18 protein-coding genes are annotated in these 20389 nt (G+C 74.0%); 4 read left to right on the top strand and 14 right to left on the bottom strand.

What is annotated here, in order from left to right; translation table 11 throughout:
- Positions 1-3: 3 nt before the first annotated feature.
- The 5 genes from ACP6CK_RS24375 to ACP6CK_RS24395 form a co-directional block, all read right to left on the bottom strand.
- The gene (locus ACP6CK_RS24375; protein WP_426955920.1) at positions 4-453 is read right to left on the bottom strand and encodes an ExbD/TolR family protein; all 450 of its coding nucleotides are present in this window, start codon (positions 451-453) and stop codon (positions 4-6) included.
- 6 nt (positions 454-459) lie between these two features.
- Positions 460-1146, bottom strand: a complete 687-nt coding sequence (locus tag ACP6CK_RS24380) for a MotA/TolQ/ExbB proton channel family protein (RefSeq protein ID WP_426955921.1) — start codon at positions 1144-1146, stop codon at positions 460-462.
- 3 nt (positions 1147-1149) lie between these two features.
- A complete protein-coding gene (locus ACP6CK_RS24385) occupies positions 1150-1593 on the bottom strand; it encodes a Tat pathway signal protein (protein WP_426955922.1) in 444 nt (147 codons plus the stop codon).
- 169 nt (positions 1594-1762) lie between these two features.
- On the bottom strand, positions 1763-2563 hold the full coding sequence (locus ACP6CK_RS24390; RefSeq protein ID WP_426955923.1) for an ABC transporter ATP-binding protein: 801 nt from the start codon (positions 2561-2563) through the stop codon (positions 1763-1765).
- Positions 2560-3612, bottom strand: a complete 1053-nt coding sequence (locus ACP6CK_RS24395) for a FecCD family ABC transporter permease (protein WP_426955924.1) — start codon at positions 3610-3612, stop codon at positions 2560-2562. The genes ACP6CK_RS24390 and ACP6CK_RS24395 overlap by 4 nt, the downstream gene beginning before the upstream one ends.
- 389 nt (positions 3613-4001) lie before the next feature.
- Here ACP6CK_RS24395 and ACP6CK_RS24400 point away from each other — a divergent pair, with 389 nt between their 5' ends.
- Genes ACP6CK_RS24400 through ACP6CK_RS24410 form a run of 3 tightly spaced genes read left to right on the top strand, consistent with a single transcriptional unit; the run spans position 4002 to position 6430 of the window.
- On the top strand, positions 4002-4823 hold the full coding sequence (locus ACP6CK_RS24400; protein WP_426955925.1) for a 3-deoxy-manno-octulosonate cytidylyltransferase: 822 nt from the start codon (positions 4002-4004) through the stop codon (positions 4821-4823).
- On the top strand, positions 4820-5416 hold the full coding sequence (locus ACP6CK_RS24405) for a histidine phosphatase family protein (protein ID WP_426955926.1): 597 nt from the start codon (positions 4820-4822) through the stop codon (positions 5414-5416). Before ACP6CK_RS24400 ends, ACP6CK_RS24405 begins: the two co-directional genes overlap by 4 nt.
- Positions 5417-5425: 9 nt before the next feature.
- Positions 5426-6430 carry a KpsF/GutQ family sugar-phosphate isomerase gene (locus ACP6CK_RS24410; protein ID WP_426955927.1) on the top strand — a complete coding sequence of 335 codons (1005 nt, stop codon included), beginning with the start codon at positions 5426-5428 and terminating at the stop codon, positions 6428-6430.
- A gap of 47 nt (positions 6431-6477) precedes the next feature.
- Here ACP6CK_RS24410 and ACP6CK_RS24415 read toward each other — a convergent pair whose 3' ends face one another.
- Positions 6478-7302, bottom strand: a complete 825-nt coding sequence (locus ACP6CK_RS24415; RefSeq protein ID WP_426955928.1) for a SirB1 family protein — start codon at positions 7300-7302, stop codon at positions 6478-6480.
- Between the two features lie 12 nt (positions 7303-7314).
- A complete protein-coding gene (locus ACP6CK_RS24420; RefSeq protein WP_426955929.1) occupies positions 7315-7704 on the bottom strand; it encodes a histidine triad nucleotide-binding protein in 390 nt (129 codons plus the stop codon).
- A gap of 143 nt (positions 7705-7847) precedes the next feature.
- Here ACP6CK_RS24420 and ACP6CK_RS24425 point away from each other — a divergent pair, with 143 nt between their 5' ends.
- Entirely contained in the window at positions 7848-8267 is a 420-nt protein-coding gene (locus ACP6CK_RS24425) for a hypothetical protein (protein ID WP_426955930.1), read from the top strand.
- 39 nt (positions 8268-8306) lie between these two features.
- On the opposite strand, the gene ACP6CK_RS24430 is transcribed toward ACP6CK_RS24425, so the two are convergent.
- From ACP6CK_RS24430 to ACP6CK_RS24460, 7 genes are all read right to left on the bottom strand, one after another.
- Positions 8307-9368, bottom strand: a complete 1062-nt coding sequence (locus ACP6CK_RS24430) for a GSCFA domain-containing protein (RefSeq protein WP_426955931.1) — start codon at positions 9366-9368, stop codon at positions 8307-8309.
- Positions 9352-10170 carry a hypothetical protein gene (locus ACP6CK_RS24435; protein ID WP_426955932.1) on the bottom strand — a complete coding sequence of 273 codons (819 nt, stop codon included), beginning with the start codon at positions 10168-10170 and terminating at the stop codon, positions 9352-9354. Before ACP6CK_RS24435 ends, ACP6CK_RS24430 begins: the two co-directional genes overlap by 17 nt.
- Positions 10171-10286: 116 nt before the next feature.
- Positions 10287-12527 carry a glycosyltransferase gene (locus ACP6CK_RS24440; RefSeq protein WP_426955933.1) on the bottom strand — a complete coding sequence of 747 codons (2241 nt, stop codon included), beginning with the start codon at positions 12525-12527 and terminating at the stop codon, positions 10287-10289.
- A complete protein-coding gene (locus ACP6CK_RS24445; RefSeq protein WP_426955934.1) occupies positions 12517-14073 on the bottom strand; it encodes a hypothetical protein in 1557 nt (518 codons plus the stop codon). The genes ACP6CK_RS24440 and ACP6CK_RS24445 overlap by 11 nt, the downstream gene beginning before the upstream one ends.
- Positions 14070-16907, bottom strand: a complete 2838-nt coding sequence (locus ACP6CK_RS24450; protein ID WP_426955935.1) for a hypothetical protein — start codon at positions 16905-16907, stop codon at positions 14070-14072. The genes ACP6CK_RS24445 and ACP6CK_RS24450 overlap by 4 nt, the downstream gene beginning before the upstream one ends.
- Before the next feature lie 75 nt (positions 16908-16982).
- Positions 16983-18086, bottom strand: coding sequence for a hypothetical protein (locus ACP6CK_RS24455; protein ID WP_426955936.1), 1104 nt, complete (start codon positions 18084-18086; stop codon positions 16983-16985).
- Complete coding sequence (locus ACP6CK_RS24460) at positions 18083-20374, bottom strand: glycosyltransferase family 2 protein (RefSeq protein ID WP_426955937.1); 2292 nt, start codon at positions 20372-20374, stop codon at positions 18083-18085. The genes ACP6CK_RS24455 and ACP6CK_RS24460 overlap by 4 nt, the downstream gene beginning before the upstream one ends.
- Between the last annotated feature and the right edge of the window lie 15 nt (positions 20375-20389).

Genomic DNA, 20389 nt, shown 5'->3' on the forward strand with positions numbered 1-20389 from the left:
GCCTTACCGCCCCGCGGCGGGCGGCGCCCCCGGCTCGGCCTCGGCGATGAGGGAGACGCGGCCGATCCCGGCCTGGGAAACACGGCCCATCACCCGCATCACCTCGCCATAGGGCACGGCGCGGTCGCCGCGCACATAGACGGGGGCCTCGCCGCCCTCGGCCTGGCGCAGGGCGCGCAGGCGGTTGGCCAGCTCGGCCTCCGGCACGGGGTCCCGCCGCACGAAGACGGCGCCATCGCGCGCGACGCTGACGACGATCGGTGGCGCGGTCTGCGCCACGCGCGCCGCGGCGGTGCGCGGCAGCTGCACGGGCACGCCCACCATCATCATCGGCGCCGCGACCATGAAGACGATCAGCAGCACGAGCATCACGTCCACCAGCGGGGTGACGTTGATGTCGCTGAAGCCGCCGCCTTCCTCGTCATCCGCGCTGCCCGGCGCGCCCATGGCCATCCCGGGCTACTCCGCGGCCGCGCGCAGGCCGGAGGCGATCTCCGGCCGGCGGCGGGCGAGGCGGCGGGCGAGGCGGGAGGCGGCCTCGTTCGCCGCGCGCCGGCGGGCGGCGAAGGAGGAGGAGAGGCGGTTGTAGGCCATCACGGCCGGGATCGCGGCGACGAGGCCGATGGCGGTGGCGAAGAGCGCCTCCGCGATGCCCGGCGCCACGACCGCGAGCGAGGTGTCGTTGCTCCGGGCGATGCCGGAGAAGGAGTTCATGATGCCCCAGACCGTGCCGAACAGCCCGACGAAGGGGGCGACGGAGCCGGTGGTGGAGAGGATCTGCAACCCGGCCGAGGCGCGGTGAAGGGCGCCCCCCGCGGCGTCGCGGATCGCGCCCTCGATCCGGTGGCGGTGCTCGCCGACCGTCTCCGCCGGGTCGCGCCCGTCGCGCCACTCGGCCATGCCGGCGCGCAGCGCCGCGGCCGCCAGCCCGTCCTCCGTGGGGGCGCCGTTCCCCTCGCCGGCCGCGGCGAGGGCGGAGACCTCCCGCCGCAGCCGCCGCAGCGTGAAGAATTTCTCGATGATGATCGTCCAGGAGGCGAGGGAGGCGAGGACGAGGGAGAGCATCACCCCCTTCACGATGGGATCGGCCTGCAGGAACAGGCCGAGGGCCGAGAGGTCGTGGTGCGGGGCTGCGGTCGGGTCCATGGCCTACTTCTCGAAACGGACGTTCGGGACGCGGGAGCCGGGCTGGGCCCGGTTGGCGCAGGCCTCGCGCGCTGCGGCGTCGGAGCCGCCGCAGGCCAGCAGGTCGTTCAGCAGCAGCGAGCCGACGCCGTCGCAGGCGAGGCCCGTCACGTCGAAGGTCCGCACGCCGGAGCGGCCCGCCGCGAGCGGCCCGACATCCACCGCCAGGCGCCGCGCGGCGACTCCATCCGGCCCGAAGAGCACGAGGTCCAGCCGCACCGGGTCGATCGCGGCCCCGCCATTGTTCAGGAGAAGCCAGACCCGGCAGGCACCCTCGCGCGCCTCCAGCCGGTTCAGTTCCATCCGGATCGGCGCGTCCTGGGCCAGCGCGGCCGGGGCGGAAAGGGCGGCGGTGCCGAGCAGAAGACCGGCCAGGGCGCGGCGCGCATGGTCGAGGAGGGCGGGCAAGGGGGTGCTTTCCCTGTGGCGATGGGGTCGGGATACCGCCAATTGAGAGTGCAACGCAACTGCGAGAGATCGATTTGCGTCTGTGCACCGGAAGGCGCCGCCTCCCAGACCCTCCGTTGGGGGAAGACGTGCCCCCGACCCCACGATCTGTCCTGGGCGCGGGGGCGGATCAGTTCGCGCCGGCCCGCAGCGGTGCGTCCGCCAGGACGAGCAGCGTGCCGCGGGAGCAGCGCTCCACCCGGGCACCCACGCCATAGACCCGGGCGAGCAGGTCGGGCGTGAGCACCGCGTCCGCCGGGCCGTCCGCCTGCACGGCGCCGGCATGCAGCGCGACCACCCGGTCCGCGAAGCGCGACGCCAGGCTGAGGTCGTGCAGCACGACCATCCCGATCAGCCCCCGCTCCCGCACGGTCCGCTGCACCAGCTCCATCACCGAGAGCTGGTGCCGCAGATCGAGCGCGCTCGTCGGCTCGTCCAGCAGCACCACCGACGGCTCCCGGGCCAGCGCCTGGGCAAGGGCCACGAGTTGCCGCTGCCCGCCGGAGAGCCGGTCGAGGCCGAGCAGGGCGAGGCTCTCGATCTCCAGCCGCCGCAGCATCTCCAGCGCCCGCGCCGCGGCGGCGCGGCCGTCCGGCGCCAGCGGTGTCGGCACGGCCCGCAGCGCGCCGACCAGGGTCTCCATGACCGTCAGCGCGACACCGCCGGGCAGGCCCTGGGGCATGTAGGCAAGGTGCTTGGCCCGCTCCGGGATGGAGAGGGCGAGCAGGTCCCGCTCGCCCAATCGCACCTGGCCCCGCGTGCCCGGCACCAGCCCGGCGATGCCGCGCAGCAGGGTGGACTTGCCCGCGGCGTTCGGCCCGACGAGGGCGGTGAGGGTGCCAGGCTCCAGCGGGGCGAGGTCCAGTCCCTCCACCACGACGCGGCGGCCATAGGCGACCCGCAACCCTCCGACGCGAAGCGGTTCCGTCACGCCACGCGCCCCCGGCCCATGACGAGCGCCAGGAAGACGGGCACGCCGACCAGCGCGGTCACGATCCCGATCGGCACCAGCAGCCCCGGCACCACGAGCTTCCCCACCACCGAGGCGAGCGAGAGCAGCAGCGCGCCGCAGAGGGCGGAGGCCGGCAGGAAGTAGCGATGATCCTCCCCCACCAGCAGCCGCGCGGCGTGCGGGCCGACGAGGCCGACGAAGCCGATCGTCCCGACGAAGGCGACGGAGACGCCGGCCAGGAGACTCACCCGCAGCAGCGCCCCGCGCCGCGTCGCCACCGTGTCCACGCCGAAGGAGCGGGCCCGGTCCTCGCCCAGGCGGAGCGCCGTCAGTCGCCAGGCCGCGCGGGCGGAGAAGGGAATGGCCAGGGCGAGCGCGGCGGCGAGGATCGCGATCTTGTCCCAGGTCGCCCGCGCGAGGCTGCCCATGGTCCAGAAGACGAGCTGCTGCAGCGCCTGCTCCGTCGCCACGAACTGCATGAGGGCGACAAGGGCGTTGAACGCGAAGACGAGGGCGATGCCGAAGAGCACGAGGGACTGCACCCCCGCCCCGCGCAGCCGCGCCAGACCCTGGAGCAGCGCCATGGCGAGCAGGGCGAAGACGAAGGCATTCGCCGGCACCAGCCAGTCCGACGGCACCCAGGGAACCCCGCTGCCCGCCACGATCGCCAGCGCCGCGCCGAGGGAGGCGGCGGAGGAGACGCCGAGCGTGAAGGGGCTGGCCAGCGGGTTGTCGAGCACCGTCTGCATCTCCGCCCCCGCCAGGGCGAGGGCGGCGCCGACGAGCACCGCCATCACCGCGTAGGGCAGCCGCACCTCCCAGACGATGACGGAGAGCGGTCCGGCGGCGCCGCGCCCGGCGAGCAGCGCGTCCACCACGGTGGCCAGCGGAAGCCGCGCCGGACCGGTGGCCACGTCCAGCAGAAAGGCCGCCAGCAGGCCGGCGACCAGGGACGCGAGCAGCGCCGCGCGGCGAAGCAGGAGCCGGCGGTACCCGGCCTCCGCGCCCTCGGCCAGGGCGAGGCTCAACGGAGCGGTCCCCCGGCGGTCGGCCGCATCGGTCGAGGCATAGGGTCGGGGCGCGCGGACCGGGACCCCTGGGCCACCTGCCCGGCGCTGGGCACGCGCCCGGCCGAGGGCGGGGCGGCGACAGGGAAGGGCAGGCACGGGCGGCGAGTCATGAAAGTCCATCCGGGAAGGCGGGGCCGTAACGCGCAAGATTATCATTCGCAGTCAAGGCCAGGGCGGCCCGACCCGCGCTAGAGGGGGCTACGCCAGCGCGCACCCGACCCGTCTCCGCGATCGGGGCGGAGCTGGATGCGCCGCCGCAGCCGGCCGTCTCTGGTTCCGGCCGCTTCCCCGGCAGGACGGATGCATGGTTTCTTCGCCCCGCTCCCGAAGAGAGGTCCCCGCACTCCGTGAACGCCCTGGTCGTCATTCCCGCGCGCTGGGGGTCCACGCGCTTTCCCGGGAAACCGCTCGCGCCCGTCCGCGGCGTGCCGATGCTGCAGCGGGTCTGGGCCCTCGCCCGGGCCGCCGCCGCGTCGAGGGGCGGGGAGGGGCGGGTGGTGATCGCGACGGACGACGACCGGATCGCCGCCTTCGCGGCCGGCCTCGGGGCGGAGGCGGTCATGACGGACCCGGCGATCTGCAACGGCACCGAGCGCGCCGCGGCCGTGCTGGCGCGCCTGGGGACCCGGCCGGACCTCGTCGTGAACCTTCAGGGCGACGCCGTGCTGACGCCCCCCTGGGTTGTCGCCGCGCTGCTGGAGGCGGGCCGCGATCCCGCGGTGCGGATGGTGACCCCGGCCGCGCGCATGTCTGCCGAGGCGCTGGCCCGGCTCACCGCCGCCAAGGCGGCCGGCGAGGTGGGCGGCACCACCGTCGTCACGGCGCGGAACGGCGACGCCCTCTACTTCTCGAAGAGCATCATCCCCTTCCGACGGTCAGGCGCGGAGGACGTGCCGGTGCTGCGCCACATCGGGCTCTACGGCTACCGGCCCGAGACGCTGGAGGCGCTGGTGGCGCTGCCCATGGGGCCGCTGGAGCGGGCCGAGAGCCTCGAGCAGCTCCGCGCGCTGGAGCACGGCATCCCGATCCGGGTCGTGGAGGTGGATTACCGCGGCCGCACCCACTGGGGCGTCGATTCCGAGGACGACCTCCGCCGCTGCGAGGCGCTGATCGAGGCCGAGGGCGAGCTGCTGGACCGCTGGGACGGGACCGGGAGCGCGCGGGCGTGATCGTCCTCGCCCGCCACGGCAACACCTTCGCCCCGGGGGAGCGCGCGGTCTGGGTCGGTGCCCGCACCGACCTGCCGCTGGTCGAGGAAGGTCGCCGCCAGGCCGAGAGGCTGGCCGCCGCGCTGCGGGCCGAGGGCTTCGCGCCCGCCCGCATCCTGACCGGGCCGCTGCGCCGGACGCGGGAGGCCGCCGGGATCCTCGCCGGGGCGCTCGGCGGGATGGTCACCATTGACGACAGGCTGCGGGAACTGGACTACGGCGCCTGGGAGGGGCTGGACGGCCCGGAGGTGACGGCCCGCTTCGGCGCCGCCGCGCTGGAGAGCTGGGAGAAGCGCCTGGAATGGCCCGCCGGGGCCGGCTGGGGCGAGGACGAGGCGGCGGTGACCGCGCGCATCGCCGGCTTCCTGGACGAGGCGTCGGCGGGAGCGGGGCCGCTGCTGGCCGTCACCAGCAACGGCATCCTGCGCATCGTCCGGCGGCTGATCGAGGGGCGGCCGAGCAACGGGGAAGGGAAGGTGCGCACTGGCGCGGCCTGCCGCCTCGAGCACGCGGGGGGCGCCTGGCGGATCGTGGAATGGGACGTGCGGCCGTGAGCGGCCGGGATGAGTGAGGGACTGATGATTGCTGCCGAGATGCCCGTGAAGGCGGACGCCCACGTCGAGGAGGCCGACCGCACCCTCACGGTCGAGATTGCGGCGTTGGAGAGGCTGCGGACGTCGCTGGCGGAGGGGATGGGCTCGCCCTTCTCGCGCGCCGTCAGCCTCGTGCTGGGGCGGGAGGGGCGGGTCATCCTCACGGGGATGGGCAAGTCGGGCCACATCGCGCGGAAGATCGCGGCGACCCTCTCCTCCACCGGCACGCCCTCCCTCTTCGTGCATCCCGGGGAGGCGAGCCACGGCGACCTCGGCGCGATCATGCCGGCGGACGCCGTCCTCGCCCTCTCCTGGTCCGGCGAGACCCGGGAATTGTCCGACATCGTCGGCTACACGCGCCGCTTCGGCATCCCGCTGATCGCCATCACCTCGCGCGCCGACAGCACGCTCGGCCGCACGGCCGACGTCGCCCTCGTCCTGCCGGTGGTGGAGGAGGCCTGCCCGAACGGCCTCGCGCCCACCTCCTCCACGACGATGCAGCTCGCGCTGGGTGATGCGTTCGCGATGGCGCTGCTGCGCGCCCGCGGCTTCTCCTCGGCGGATTTCCGGAACTACCACCCCGGCGGCAAGCTGGGGGCGCAGATCCGGCCCGTCTCGGACCTCATGCACCGGGACGAGATCCCGCTGGTGCGGGACGGCGCGACGATGCACGACGCGGTGATCGAGATGACGTCCCGCCGCTTCGGCACCACGGGGGTGGTGGACGCGGCCGGGCGGATCGTCGGCCTAGTGACGGATGGCGACCTGCGCCGCGCGCTCGGGCGGGACCTGGCCACCACGCCGGTCGCCGACGTGATGACGCGCACGCCGCTCGTGATCGAGCCGGGCCTGACGGCGAACGAGGCGCTGGCGATGATGAACCGGATGAAGATCACGGTCCTCTTCGTGGTCGAGGAGGACCGCCCGATCGGCATCCTCCACATCCACGACCTGCTCCGCGCCGGCGTCGCCTGAGGCGCGGCCATCCGCGGGGCCTCCCCGCGGGTCCGTTCAGCCGGGCGTCAGTTCAGCCGGGAGCGCCACTCATCCACCAGCTCGCGGGCGCGGACTGCGGCCTCTCCCTCCGGCACGAGGGCGAGGAAGCGCTCCATCGTCGCGATGGCGGCGGAGAGAAGGCCGAGGCGCGCCTCCATCAGTGCCGCCTCCCGCCACAGCGGCGCGGCGTCGGGGGCCAAGCGCAGCATGTCCATTGTGCAGGCGAGCGCCCCGGCCAGGTCGCCGTCCCGCAGGCGGCGCAGGCGGATGTTCGTCTGGACGCGCAGCAGCACGGCGCGGCGGCTCATCGGCACCAGCAGGCCGGGGCGCAGCTCCGCGTCCGGACCCTCCACCCGCTTCACCAGGGCGCGCAGGTCGGGGGCGGACAGCGCGGCGCCGTCGTTGAAGGGGTCCACGACGGTCGGCCCGCGGATGCCGTCCAGCGAGAGAAGGAAGTGCCCGGGGAAGTCGAGGCCCCGCGCGCCCCAGCCCGCCGCCGCGGCCGCGTGCAGCCACAGCACGCCGAGGGTGACGGGCAGGCCCCGCTTGCGCTCTGTCACCCGGATGAGGTTCGCGTTCTCCGGCGCGTCGTACTGATCGGCATCGCCGTGATAGCCGTGGTGATCGTGGATGACGGCGGCGATGAGGGCCCGGCGCGCCTCGGAGGTTTCGGGGTCCGGCTCGGCCAGCACGTCGCGCACGATGGCGGAGATCGCCGCCCCTGCGGCCCGCCAATCGGCCTCCGGCGCGTCGATGCGGGCGAATTGCAATGCGACGGCCGCGAGGTCGAGCTCCTCGTCCGGCAGGATTCCGGCGGCCTCCAGCGCGGCCCTGGCATCGGATCCCGGCATCCCGTCAGCCCCTCATGGGGCGGCGGGCACCATCCGCCCCAGGCGGCGCCCGCCGAAGAGGTGGACGTGGAAATGCGGCACCTCCTGCCCGCCCTCCGGCCCCATGTTGGAGAGGACGCGGTAGCCGCGCGACTCGAGCCCGAGGTCGCGGGCGACCTGCCCGACCGCCCGCCAGAAGCCGCCGATCTCCGCGTCCGAGGCATTCGCGCTGAAGTCGGCAAGGGAGACGTAGGGGCCCTTCGGGATCACGAGCACGTGGACCGGCGCCTGCGGGTTGATGTCGTGGAAGGCGAGGGCGTGCGGCGTCTCGTGCACCCGCTTGCAGGGGATTTCCCCGCGCAGGATGCGGGCGAAGATGTTGCCCGCGTCATAGGGCGGCAGGCCGGTGGTGGCGGCGGACATCAGCGAGTCCCGATCCGGTGGCCGTCCTACCTGCTGCGTGGCGGCCGGTCGCGCAAGGGTGTCGGCGGGCTTCGCGCCGCGTCCGCTTGCCGCAGCCTTCGCTTCCGCGCGACGTTCGCCCCAGGATCAGAGAGGAGGGTTCGATGCGCCGCTTCCTGCGCGCGGGGGTGCTCGGTGGCGCGACGGCCCTGGCGGCCTGCGCGGGCAACCCGCCGGTCTCTCCCATGGACGAGATCCCGATCCGCGCGCCCATCCCGCAGGGGACGGTGCTGCTGCTCCAGATCCCCTCCGCGCCGCCGGTGCGGCACGCCGGCCTGGCGGAGCTGCGGCGCGGCGCACCGGCCGTCTGCGCCGACGAGATCGGGGTGGTGGCGACGCCCCGGGGCGGCAACGAGTTCATGCTGGTGATGAGCGCGCCCGGATTCGCGGTGACGCGGGAGAGCGTGTTCCGGCAGCGCTCCACGCTGCCCTGGGGGGAGGCACCGGAGCCGTCGGTGGCGCTGAACCTGGCGGGCGCGAACAACGGCCGCTGCGACTACTTCCTGCGGCTGAGGCAGGGTTAGGCCGGAACACCGCCGGGCGGCACGCTTCCGCCCAGGGCGCTAGCGGGCGCTCGCCGCCTCCTCGCATTCCAGGTCCGCGAGCGAGGTCGGCGGTGGAGCGCCCGGTTCAGGCGCCGCCGCGGGCGCGGCCTTGGCGGGACGGGCGGGCGCGGCCCGGGCGCCGCGGCAGGCGCTCAGGAAGGCGCCCATCACGGCATCGATCGCCGCGCGGCTGGGATCGCGCCGGTCCGGCTCGAAGAAGTCCCACGGCGCCTGCGGTCCCGTCACGATCTCATAGGCGGGGAAGTAGGTGATGTCGGGAAGGCTCGCCGTGGCCTCCTGGGCCGCGACCCGCAGCACGGACTTGCTGTAGGTGGTGGCGAGCAGCACGTGGTCCGGCGTCGCCGTCGCGACCAGCGGCACCGGCGAGACCGTCAGGATCACGCGGAGGCGCCGCCTGATCCCGCGCAGCAGGCGGATCGCCTCCAGCAGGTCGGCCCCGACCTCCGCCACGCGGAAGTTCTGGAAGCGGTGCAGCGACGGATTGAAGCGGCCCCGCACCGTGCCGGGGCAGGCAGGGAAGACCGCGCCGTCGATGCCGGACACCCAGGCCTCCGTCAGGCCGAGGGTGAAGACGAACACGTCCGCCGCCTCGACCGCCGCGAGGACGCGGTCGAGATGCTGCCGCGTCAGCGCGTCGAACTCGGCGTCACTGGTGGCGGGGAAGGCGAGGCCGGGCCGGAAGGGGTCGATGACCTGTCCGTCCTCGTGCCAGCGGTCCTCGACCGGCCGGAAGGTGCCGCGCGCGCGCTGCAGGAGCTGGAGCAGCTGCCGCGTCGTGTAGAGGTTGCCGTAGGCGGCCGAGAACTTGTGGTAGCCGAGCGCCTCGCGATGGATCTTGGCGAAGGCGGGGTGCGGCTGCTCGGTCCGGACATAGGCGAAGCCCGCGCGCTCGAGATAGGGCACGATGTTCGCGGCGAAGCAGCTTCCCGCGGACATCACCGCCTCCCCGCGCGTGACGAGCGGCGCTGAGCCGGCCACCAACGCCTCCGGTGCGAAGTCACGGCTGACGCTGCGTCCCCAGAAGTGACGGTCCGGAAGCGCCTTATACGGGTGCTGCATGGGGTCGCCCCTCCGGCACGGCGGGTTCGGACAGGAGGAACTCCACCAGCGCGGCCCGGATCAGGGCGCCGTAGGCCGCGTTGGCGTGGGTGACGTCCTCCGCCCAGAGGTCGTGCCGCAGGGTGCCGTCCGCTTCCTGCGCCGCGGCGGGAACCGCCAGGAAATGTGCGCCCTGCGCCTCGGCCGCGTTCCGCATCATGCCCTGCAGCACCGCCCACAGCCGGCGGCGCACCCCGGCCGGCGTGAGGACGCCGTCCTCTCGCGTATCCACGCCCCGGCGGTCCGCGTTCGCGAGGAAGTGGGGCGATTTCCGCACCAGGGCGAGGAGCCTTTCCGCATCGCCCTTCGGTGGCGGCGTGCCGAGGATTGTGACGGATCGGGCTCCGGCCTCCCGCATGGCACGGATGGCCGGTGAGAGACCGTCGAGACTCGGCGCGAAGAAGGCCTGCACGACGGCGACCGGGACCAGCGTCGCGCCCTCGGCCCGGTCCACCGCGTCGGACGTGTCGAGCACGAGGTCGAACTCCGGCGGTCTGCGGAAGAGAAAGGCGGAGTTGTGCTGGTTGCCCCGCCAGGAGAGGGCGACGTGCCGTCCCGCCACCTCGCCGGCCAGACGGTTCCAGAAGGCGGGAAGGTCTTCCTCGGCGACCGGGGCCATCGCGCCGGACAGGCGGACCGGTCCCGCATCCTGAACGGCGCCGAGCAGGGGACCATCGGGGCGCTGCTTCGGCACGCCCATCGCGAGGACATGCGAGTGCCCGACGATGATGGCCTCGGGCCGAGGATCGCGCTCCCCGTCCATCACGCCCCCGGGCGCCCGCGCACCGGGGAGAGGTTCCGCGCCATGCCGGCCTGCCCCATCCTTCCGGGAAGCCTATCCCCCGCGGCAGCCTCCCTCAATCTCCGTCTCGCCATCCGTCAGGACGCTGGCTGCAGCGCGCGGGCGGCCGGAAGGTCCCGGTGCGCGTCCTGCTCCGCGCGGGAGAGCACGCCGAGGATCTGCTCGCGAAGACGCTCGCGGGAATACTCCGTCGCGAGCCGGCGCTGCGCCCGCTCGACCATCCGCCGGCGCGTCTCGGGATGGGCGGTGAGGTCTTCGAGCGCGGCGAGCCACGCATCCTCCCCGTTCGCGAGGCGGCCGCAGCCATCGGCGCAGCAGCGATCGTAGATGGTGCCGCCGGTCGCGATAACGGCGGCGCCGGCCGAGGTGTACTCGACCCATTTCGTGTCCGCCTTCACGGCGTTGAAGGGCAGGTCGGCGAGCGGGCAGATGCCGATGTCCCACTCCAGCGAGGCAAGGCGCTGCAGGAAGGCATCGTAGTCCCGCACCGGCTCGATCAGCGTGACCTGCTCCCCGAACTCATCGAGGGCTTCCGGCTTGGGAATGGAGCCGAAGAGCTGGAACTCCACCTCGGGATGGGCGCGGAGGTAGCGGACGAGGGCGGGCACCGCGAGCTGGAAGTCGTGGCTGTGGTCGAAGCCCATGTAGCCGACCCTGCGGACAGGCCGGATCGTGGCCGGGGCGATGACGCGGCCGGTGCAGTAGACCTGTCCCGCGACCATGGGCGTGTCGAAGCCCAGGCCGCGGAAGCGCGCCATCAGCGCCGGGGTGGAGCAGTAGACGAGGTCCGCGTGGCCGAGCAGGTGGCGCACCGCCTCCAACCGGTTGGGATGGTTGTGGGAGCGCCACTTGCGCTCGCCGATCTCGATCGGGATGTTCAGTAGGTCGTCGTCCACGTGATAGACGACCGGCCGGCCCCGCGACCGGGCCTGCGCGACGAGAGCGGGCGCGTGCGGCCCGCTGTAGCGGCAGAACACCACGACATCGGGGTCCAGCGCGTCGAAGCGCGCCCGCAGCGCCTCCGCCGTCGCCGCGCTGCGCGAGGCCTGACCGTACTCCTCCTTGAAGCCCTCCTCGGTCCAGACCTCCCAGTCGAGCCGCCCGGCCTCGCGCAGCGGCGCCAGGGGCACGAGGAAGGAGAGCTGCAAGGTCGGGATGTTGCCGTTCGCGACGAAGAGGATGCGCTTCGGCGGCCGCGCCTCCGTTTCCGCGGCAGCACGGATTCCGAGCGACCCGGAGAGGAGGCCGAGGAAGCGCCGCTCCACCTCCTGCGGATCCGTAACCAGGCGGGCGCGGGCGAGGAGGTCGCGCTGGCGGTCCAGGATCATCTCCGGGCGGATCGCCACGTCCCGGTGGAAGGCGAGCCAGTCCTCCATCCCGCTGATCACCGTCAGCCCGTCGTAGTTGCGCGCGTCCATGACCGCGTCCCCGTCCTGCCAGACGGCGGCGGGGATGCCGGCGAGGATCATGTCCACCAGCACGGAGGAGGGCGCCGAGATGCCATAGGCGAAGCGCGCGAGCGGCACCTTGTAGATCGGCCGGTTCTCCAGCCGCACGTTGTCCGGCAGGGGCACCTTGTTCTTGAGCACGTACTGCCCCCCGGGATGCGGGCGCAGCGTGACCTCCTCCCCCCGCTCGGCCAGGGCGGCGCAGAAGCGGAAGAAGGTGTCCATGAACGGCGCCTTGAAGTCGCCGCTCGCGTTCAGCCGGACGGAGTGAAGGTTCTCGCAGACGAGGCCGCCCGCGGGCGCCTCGGCATCGGCCGGAGACCCGGCACCGTCGGGCAGCGGCAGCACCGCGGTCGGGCCGGTCACGAGAAGCTTCGACCGATGCGCGAGCGGGGTGGAGGCGAGGGCCGGGATCTCGCTCCAGCCGCAGAGCACGTCGGCCGCGAAGCCGATGTCGCGGCCATGGGCCCGGTTGTGCTCGCGGTTCTGCAGGAAGCCGATGCACTCGTAGCCGTGCTGCAGCGCCACCCGCAGGAAGCCGGCCGGCGCGGAACGGAAGACGTTGTGGTTGGGGGTGTGGCCGGACAGGTCGGACTCGCTTCCCGCCACGAGGATCCCGCTCTTCCCCTGCAGGATGCGGAAGGCGTCGTACTCGCCCGCGAAGACGTGGACCGGCGCACCCACGCGGGCAGCGATTTCGTTCACCTCGTCACGCCAGATGCCCTGGATGTCCCGCTCCGCGAACTTGGTCGAGGTGAGGATCTCGACCGGCACGCGGAGGCGCAGTCCCGCGAGAAGGATCAGTGGCCGGACGATGTTCACGTCCTGCAGCAGATCGATCAGGAAGATCGCGCGGCGCTCAGGCGGCATGCGCCCGTTCCTCCATCGGCGCGAGGGCGGAGCGGTCCGCAGGCCCGGTGCCGACGAGGGCGGGGTCCAGCTCCGAGACGAGGATCTCCGCCCCGGGCCAGAGGCGGGCGGAGAGGTCCTGGAGGTCCGCCATGACCGAGGGCGCCAGCGCGGCCGCCACGGGGTAGGAGCGGCTGCGCTGGACAACGGCGATCCGGTGCGACAGCGGAGCGTCCGCGCAGGCGCCCGCGATCGTTCGGGTCAGGCCGCCTTCTGGAGAGTCGAGGGGCACCGCGCGCGCGGCCTCCCCGGGCGCCATCCGGCGCCACGCGCGCTCGGTCAGGTGCAGGTCCAGCCGTTCGGTCCCGGGGGCCAGGGCGAAGGCGGCGTCGTAGTTGAGCCCCGGGCTGCTGAACGGCGTCGCGATCGAGAGCTGCTTGAACCGCTGGGCGATCTTGTGAGCCCCGGCCGTGCTGCGCTGGCCGTGCAGCATCACGACGGCCGCCGCATCTTCCTCTGCACCCGCGGAGGTGGGCCGCCCCGTCACATCCCGCAAGAAGCGCAGCAGGCTGGCGGCTTCCTGCCGTGGATCGGCCCAGGTCCCGAGGATCCGCGCGAGATCGGGCAGCGTCTCCGGCCGCAGCGCCGGAACGCCCGCCTCAAGGTCCCGCAGCAGGATGAGGGGGTCCCGGTACACAAGGGCGCCGAGCGCGTCGTAGAGCGGGTACCCGCGCGAGAGGAGCTGCGCCCCCCCGACCAGGACCGAGACGCCCCGGTTCAGCGACTTGGCGGCGCTGAAGGGCTGGCCGTTCACGGGGATGAAGCAGGCGTCGCTCTCGGCGATCTGCTCGGCCTCCAGCGCCTCGTTCCATTCCTCCACCCGGTGCGGGACGGGAAGGCGGCGCAGCGCCTCCAGCGCGGTGACGGTCAGGGCCCGGACATTCGTGAGGATCGAGAGGCGGACGTCGTAGCCCGCATTCCGCATGGCGCGGAGCGCGTCCGCATAGGCGACGAGATCGGTCAGCCCGACCTCGAAATGCGGGTTGTCGCCGATGCCGAACCAGCCGAGGCGGATGGACCGGGTGGCCGCCACGCGCGCCGCCTTCGCGGCGCAGCGCCGGCCGATGGCGGGCAGGTCGAGCGCGCCGCGGGGATCGTTCATCACGTGGCAGGGCAGGCCGGGGATTACCGACTCCACCACCTCGCGCATGCGCGGCGTCGAGCAGATGGCGAAGTCGAGCGATCCGGCCAGGCTGCGCAGCCATCGCCGCAGATGGACGAAGCGGCTGTCGCGCGACTGGCTGAAATAGTCGTCGAAGAGGTCCACGCCGACGCAGCGGCCGGTGGCGGAGGCCATCCGCGCGGCCACCACGGCCCGGGCGTCATGGCATTTCGAGATCAGAAAGACGTCGTGCGAGAGGAGCTGCTCCGGGCGGATCCGGTCGATCGTCTCCGTCTCCAGCACGGCGCCCTCCTCCGTCAGGGAGGCCCGCAGGCGGCCGTAGCGGATCCGCGCCCCGGCCTGGGAGAGGTAGGCGTCGGACGGGATGACGACGCAAATCCTCATCCCCGCAACTCCCGCAGGATCGTGCAGGCGGCCAGGAACCCCGACCAGTCCGAGGGCGGCAGGGCGGCCGGTGCCAGCGGGTCGAGGTGGTCGCGGTCCGCCTGCCGCGCAAGGCTCGAGGCCCGCACCGTCGCCGTGCAGAGCTGCCGGTAGCCGAAGCGCCAGGCCCGCAGGCCGAAGTCGATGTCAGCGTGGTGGTGGGGGAAGCGCGCCGCGTCCAGCCCGCCGAGTTCCCGCCAGGCGGAGGCGCGCAGCAGGACCATCCGGAAGGAATTCGCGGCGACCGGCACGGTGCTGAAGGGCAGCGCCTCCACGCTGTTCGGCTCCGTCAGGATGAGGCGCGGCGCGGAGAGCAGCGAGACGTGGCTGGGGTAGTAGCCGCCGGCGTGGAAGGTCACGGCGCTGCCCTTGCGGAACACTCCCTCCCGCACGAGGACGCAGGCCGCGCTGGCCACGTCGGGCGGTTGCAGGAGAGCCAGCAGCGTGTCGAGCGTCCGGGTGTCGTGCAGCACCACCGGCTCGTTCACCAGCAGGAGGAAGCGGCCGGTCACCGCCTCGGCCAGGGCGTTGATCTCCGCGGACAGGCTGGCCGTCTCAACTGTCACTACCCCGTGCCGGCCGGGCACGAGCCGGTCGAGCCGCGGCGCGAGGGCCTGCAGGCGCCCGGAGTCGGCGGGGTGCGAGGCCACGAGCACCTGGGGAACCTCGACGCCCTGCAGCGCGAGGGATTCGAGGAAGGCGGTGGCGCCCGCCACGCCGACGCGGGAGGTGATCAGCACCGACACGTCCGCCCCGGTGGCGGCGCTGCGCAGGATCGGGCCCAGGCTGTCGGGCGCCACGGGGCGCAGCAGGGCCGCGTCATGGTCGCGCGACCTCGCGATGAAGCGGATCGCGAAAGGTGAGACCTCATCCCCGCCGAGGACCGCGCCATCAGGTCCGCGCAGCCGGGGGAACTCGTCCGGCGCGTCGCGGGGCTGGAGCGCGAGGAGGTCGCTGGAAGGAACGGGCAGGGAGACGGACCAGGTGGGGCGGCCGGTCCGCGCATCCGCCGTGATGTAGGCGATCCGCCCTTCCATCCCGCCGGTCGTCAGGTGGCGCCGGCGAAACAGCGCCGCGAGCGTCGGGATGGCGTCCGGCGGCAGGCGCAGCACGGCCTCGCCCCGCGCCGCGCGCTCCCGTGCCGCCCCGTCATCGCCCTCGCGGAAGGGGGTCGCGAGCGCCGCCTCGAGCACGGCGCGGTGCCGCGGGTCCATGTCCGGCAGCGCCTCGCCCGGCGTGACGCGCAGCCCCGCGAACCGGGCCATCCAGTCCAGCAGGAAGGGGCCGAAGATGCGCTCCGCGCCGGTCGCGCCGCGCAGATCCACCTCCACCGCGCCGATCGCGTAGGGGGCCGGCGCCCCGTCCGGGCCGATGATCTCCCGGATCAGCGCATCGGAGAGCCGCCGCAGCCCGTCGATCGGGACGGGCGCGTCGGAGAGGAGGAGCGCCTCCCCATAATGCGCGCCGCCGCGGCAGAGCGAGGGGAAGGGGAGGATCGTCGTTCCCAGCAGCGCGCCCCCGCCGGTCTGCGCCACGACGAGGACGGGCATGAAGGGGTTGGCGAGGGTGACATCGAGGAAGGACAGCCCCTCCGGCGAGAGGGACGGCTCCCCGAGCGCCTCGATCTCTCCCGCGCTGGTCGGGTGCGGCTGGAAGAAGCGCAGGCGGTCGGGTTCGCCTTCTGCCGGCGGCGCGTTGACCCGCAGCCGCAGCAGATCGTCGGCGGCGAGCCAGATGTCGGCGACCGTGATGCTGCCCCCGGCGAACTCATCGTGCAGCACGCCGCAGCGCCGGAGGTCGAGGGGCAGGTCGGGCAGCTCCGTGCCCGGCCGCTCCATCCCGGCGAGGGCCGCGCGCATCACCGTCCCGGCCTCGAGGCCGGTCAGGCGGGCGAAGGCGAGCAGGGGCTGGAGGCTGTTGGCGTGGCCGCTGCGCCCCGCCCGCTCCGGCTCCTTCGCCGACCGTGGGGGAAGATCGACTTCCTCGAAGAGATAGGTCCTGGGCGAGTTCCGCAGCTCGGCGCCGGCGTTGGTGGGCGTCAGCCGCACCGTGTGCGGCCGGCCGTCGGCCAGGCTCGCCGGGGCAGGCACCACGAAGGCGCAGAGGCCGTCGTTGAGGCCCGCGGCCTGGAGATCGGCCCGGAAGCGGTCGGCCAGGACGCGAACGGCGAGGACGTCGTCCACGAAGATGTCCACCGACACGGGCACGCCTGGCCGGGACCGGTCCAGCGCCCAGCCGCTGATCGTCGCCGCGCTCACATTGTCCAGGGAGCCGACGATCTGGGTGGTGGACGGCGCCGGCACCGCGGGGGGCGGAGGAGCGGCGGCCGGCGGTGGCGGGGCAGGCACCTCCGGGGCAGGTTCGGTCGCCTCCGGAGCGGGTTCCCGGAGCAGGGTGATCCCTGGCGGCTGCCTGATGTGCGCGACCTCGAACGCGTTCCCGCCGCGGGGGAAGAGGAAGTTTCCCGCCCCCGGCACCTCGACGGCCATGCCCTCCGGCCCGCCGCGCAGCCGGACCACGACCGCCCCGTCCTCCGCGCGCGGCTCGACCGGCAGGGTCATCTCGCGGCCCCAGGCGCCGCCGATCTGGTCGTTGACGACGAGCACGCAGCTGCCCCCGCCGGTCCCGGACGGGTTTCGGATCTTCACGTGCAGCAGGATGTCCTCGCCGTGGAGGAGGTTCACGCTGTGCTCGTAGCGGATGGACGTGGCCGAGAAGACGAAGCTGCGGGGCGCCGCTCCGTCGTCGCGGAGCGGAGCGTCCAGCGCGCCGGCGGCGTCAGGGGGCGGTGCCATGGATGGCGCTCTCCGGCAGGTCTGGCGTGGCCGCGGCCGGGCGGCCGGGTCCGGTACGGTGGGCATGCGGCCGCATCAGCGGTTTGCCCCGGCGGCAACGCGACGCGCTTCGGCGACGACGTCGAACAGCTGCGCCGCGAGCGCGGCGTGGTCGTACTCCGCCCGAAGGCGGTCGCGCGCGCGGCGGAGCATCTCGGCGCGGGCCGGGGCCTCCCGCAGCAGGGCGCCGATGGCCGCGGCCCAGGATGCGTCGTCCCCGGCGAGCAGCCCCGCCCCATCGGCGCAGGCGCGGGCATAGACCGGGCCGGCGGACGCGACCACCGCCATGCCGGCATGGCCGTACTCCACCCATTTCGTATCCGCCTTGCAGCGGTTGAACGGCCCGTCCTGCAGCGGCGCCAGCCCGACCCACCAGCCGAGGGAGGCGAGCCTCGCGAGGAAGAGGCCGTAATCCCCCAGCGGCGCGTGGTGGGCCGTGCGGCCGGTGAAGCGGGCCAGCCGCGCGGGGTGGGCGATCGTCCCGAAGGTCTCGAAGCGAAGTTCCGGCATGGCATCCATCAGCCGCTCGATGACCGGCAGCACGAGGGCGAGGTCCTCCGCATGGCCCTCGGTGCCCATGTAGCCGATCACCGGACCGGTGGCCGGCAGCGGCGGCGGGAGAAGGGACGTATCGAGGGTGCAGTAGACCCGCCCGGCCACCACCGGCCGCGAGAGCCCGTGCCCGACCAGCGCGTCCCGCAACGGCGTGGTGGAGGCGTAGATCAGGTCCGACAGCTCCATCGTCGCGCGCAGCCCGGCGAGGCGCGCGGGGTCGCTGTAATGGGCGTACTTGTCCGGCCCGAGCGAGATCGGCGGCGCGAGCAGGTCGTCGTCGATGTGGTAGATGACGGGCACCCCCTCCGCCCGCGCGCGCGCGACGAGCGCCGCCGCCCGTTCCCCGGTGTAGCGCGACAGGAAGAGCGCGGTCGGCCGGTGCTTCGCCCAGAAGTCCGCCTGCACCTCCGGCGTGGCGCCGAGCTTCTTGTCGGTCGCCATGGTCAGGGCGGCATGGCCCGCGGCGCGGGCGGCGGCGAGGGGCTGCGCGAAGCTGATGTGCTGCGTCGCGCCGATCCGGTCCGCGACGACGACGAAGCGGTGCGCCGGATCGGTGGCCGGCGGCGGGCTGGCGATCTCGCTCACGCGTCCTCCTGCGCCGGGATGGGCGGGGTGTCGGCCGGGGCGAGTTTCCAGTGCGTCTCCAGGTGCCGGATGAAGCTCTCCGCAGCGTTCCGGGCCTCCTCGTCCGGACGCACGAGGGGGGCGAGGATGCCGTGCATCCGCCGGATCTCCGCCAGCTGCGCGGGACGGTCCAGGCGCTCGCGGACGCTGCCGTCATGCGCGCGGTGCTGGTTCAGTGGCGCGGCGCGGTAGTGCACGGTCCCGCCGAAGCCGCAGGCCGCGGCATAGAGGCGCCAGTCTCCCGCGAGGACGAAGTCGTAGGCCTCCTCTCCCAGCGCCTCGAAGGCGCGTTCCAGCGCGCCACGCCGCCAGAGGGCGGAGGAGACGTTGAGCAGGAGGTTGCGCGGGTAGAGGAAGCGGTTGCGGAACCGCTCCGCCGGCATGGCCGCGTCCTCCAGAAGCGTGCCGTCGCCGAGCATCCTGAAGTAGGCCTTGTGGTCGGGGCGCGTCACGCGCCCCTCCGGATCGATCGCGGTGGAATCCGTGAAGCCGAGGATCGCCCCCGGGTCGTCGCGGAGCGCGGCGACGAGGGTCTCCAGGAAGCGGGGATCCGACAGGTCGTCCGCCTCCGCGATCCAGACGAGGTCGCCGCCGCAGAGGTCCAGCCCGGCCCGCCACTGCCGCTGGACGTTGCCGGAGTTGGTGCCGCTCGCGACCAGCCGGATCGGCCAGCCATTGTGGGCCGCCGCGGCCTCGATCACCTCCACGCTGCGGTCCGGGGAGGCGTCGTCGAGCACGATCACCTCGTGGGGCGGGTGGGTCTGCGCGAAGATCGAGGCCAGCCGCGGCACGATGAAGCGGGCGTAGCGATAATTCGGCACGACCACCGAGACCCGCTCGCCCTCGGCAGAGGGAAGCGGCGGCGCGCGCCGCCGCCGCGTCGCCGCACGGAGGCGGTGCAGGAAGGGCTGGTCGCGCGCGGCCGCCTCTCCCACCGTCTCGGCATAGAGCCGGGCATCGAAGTCCGGGTTCGGCGCGTCCCGCCCCGTGGTCGCGCGGTCGAGGAAGTGCTCGTAGGGGTCCGCGACATCGGGCAGCCCGCCCTGGAGCCGGCGGTAGAGCGGCACGTCCAGATGCGGGTTGGGGCTGAGCGCCCGCCGGTGGGCGAGGAAGTGGCCGAGCGGCGTCCGGCCTGGCGGCACGTCCTGCACGGCGGCGAACCAGGCCGCGTGGAAATGCAGCCCGGGGACCGGAACCCGCTCCGGCGCGGCGCGATACGCGCGAAGGGCGCCGCGCAGGCCCGACAGGCCGAGGGCCTGGGCCACGCGCCAGGGTTCGAGGTAGAGGCAGGGCTGGTGGCCCGCCGCCTCCCCGATCTCGAGGTAGTGGGACAGCGCGTCCCCCGGCGGGGCGTAGCGCCGGACGTACCAGGGAGCGTCGAAGATCCCGGAATCCGCGATCTCCTCATAGGCTTCCAGGGGCTCCGGCGGCGGGGCTGACGGTCCGCCGATCCAGGTTTCCAGCGCCCGGACGGTCGGCGCGACGAGGGCGGGCAGCACGCCTCCCGCCGCGGGCACGGTGATGCGCACGGGCGCGTCCGGCACCGTGCCGGCCAGCCGGCTCACCCGTTCCTGGTCGAACCGCGACCAGGTGAGGCGGAATCCGCAGCGGCTGTCACGCCCGCTCTCCGCGAGATCCGAGCGAGGGAGGATGGCGTAGCTGTGCGCGACCACCTCGCCGTCGACGATCGCCTCGACCCGGAGGGCTTCGGGGTGGCCGACGGGGGCCAGCACCCAGCCGCGGAGTCCGCGCTCATCGGCCTGGTCGAAGGCGCCGCCATACTCGTCCGGCCCCGGAAAGCGGTTCGGCAGGGCCGGCCACTCGGGCGCTGGCGGCGCAGGACCGGGCGACGCGGCCGCCGGGGCCGCGAGGGAGGGGAGGGCGGCGGTGGTGGTCAGGCGCACGCCCGCGGGAAGCTCGACCTCGACCACCGGATCGGGCGGCAGCCGCAGGGGCATGCTCCCCAGCGGCGTCACGCCGTCGCGCAACCGGGCCGAGGAGCCGTCGCAGAGGAGGGTGAGGCGCGCCGCGCCGTCCGGGCCGGGGTGCGGGGGATCGCAGCGATACGGGCGGCCCCAGGCCGCGCCGCGCCGGCTGCCGAGCGCGAGGGCGGAGGCGCCCGGCTCCAGCCGCAGCCGGATCACCACCGCCCCGCCGCCGAGAAGGTCGAGCGAGACACCCGCGGCGACCGTCTCCGGGGAGAGAAGGATGTCGTGCTGCCCGATCAGCGGGAGAAGGAGGCGCGTCATGCCTCGGCGGCTCAC

It is taken from the genome of Muricoccus radiodurans, from assembly GCF_050154705.1.
In the GTDB taxonomy this organism is placed as follows: domain Bacteria; phylum Pseudomonadota; class Alphaproteobacteria; order Acetobacterales; family Acetobacteraceae; genus Roseomonas; species Roseomonas radiodurans.

Coding starts and splice junctions, on each gene's coding strand:
- ACP6CK_RS24425 (WP_426955930.1), top strand. CDS start 7,848: ATGCGCCGCTTCCTGCGCGCGGGGGTGCTCGGTGGCGCGACGGCCCTG.
- ACP6CK_RS24450 (WP_426955935.1), bottom strand. CDS start 16,907: ATGGCACCGCCCCCTGACGCCGCCGGCGCGCTGGACGCTCCGCTCCGC.
- ACP6CK_RS24410 (WP_426955927.1), top strand. CDS start 5,426: ATGAGTGAGGGACTGATGATTGCTGCCGAGATGCCCGTGAAGGCGGAC.
- ACP6CK_RS24460 (WP_426955937.1), bottom strand. CDS start 20,374: ATGACGCGCCTCCTTCTCCCGCTGATCGGGCAGCACGACATCCTTCTC.
- ACP6CK_RS24440 (WP_426955933.1), bottom strand. CDS start 12,527: ATGCCGCCTGAGCGCCGCGCGATCTTCCTGATCGATCTGCTGCAGGAC.
- ACP6CK_RS24415 (WP_426955928.1), bottom strand. CDS start 7,302: ATGCCGGGATCCGATGCCAGGGCCGCGCTGGAGGCCGCCGGAATCCTG.
- ACP6CK_RS24430 (WP_426955931.1), bottom strand. CDS start 9,368: ATGCAGCACCCGTATAAGGCGCTTCCGGACCGTCACTTCTGGGGACGC.
- ACP6CK_RS24375 (WP_426955920.1), bottom strand. CDS start 453: ATGGCCATGGGCGCGCCGGGCAGCGCGGATGACGAGGAAGGCGGCGGC.
- ACP6CK_RS24445 (WP_426955934.1), bottom strand. CDS start 14,073: ATGAGGATTTGCGTCGTCATCCCGTCCGACGCCTACCTCTCCCAGGCC.
- ACP6CK_RS24435 (WP_426955932.1), bottom strand. CDS start 10,170: ATGGACGGGGAGCGCGATCCTCGGCCCGAGGCCATCATCGTCGGGCAC.
- ACP6CK_RS24420 (WP_426955929.1), bottom strand. CDS start 7,704: ATGTCCGCCGCCACCACCGGCCTGCCGCCCTATGACGCGGGCAACATC.
- ACP6CK_RS24380 (WP_426955921.1), bottom strand. CDS start 1,146: ATGGACCCGACCGCAGCCCCGCACCACGACCTCTCGGCCCTCGGCCTG.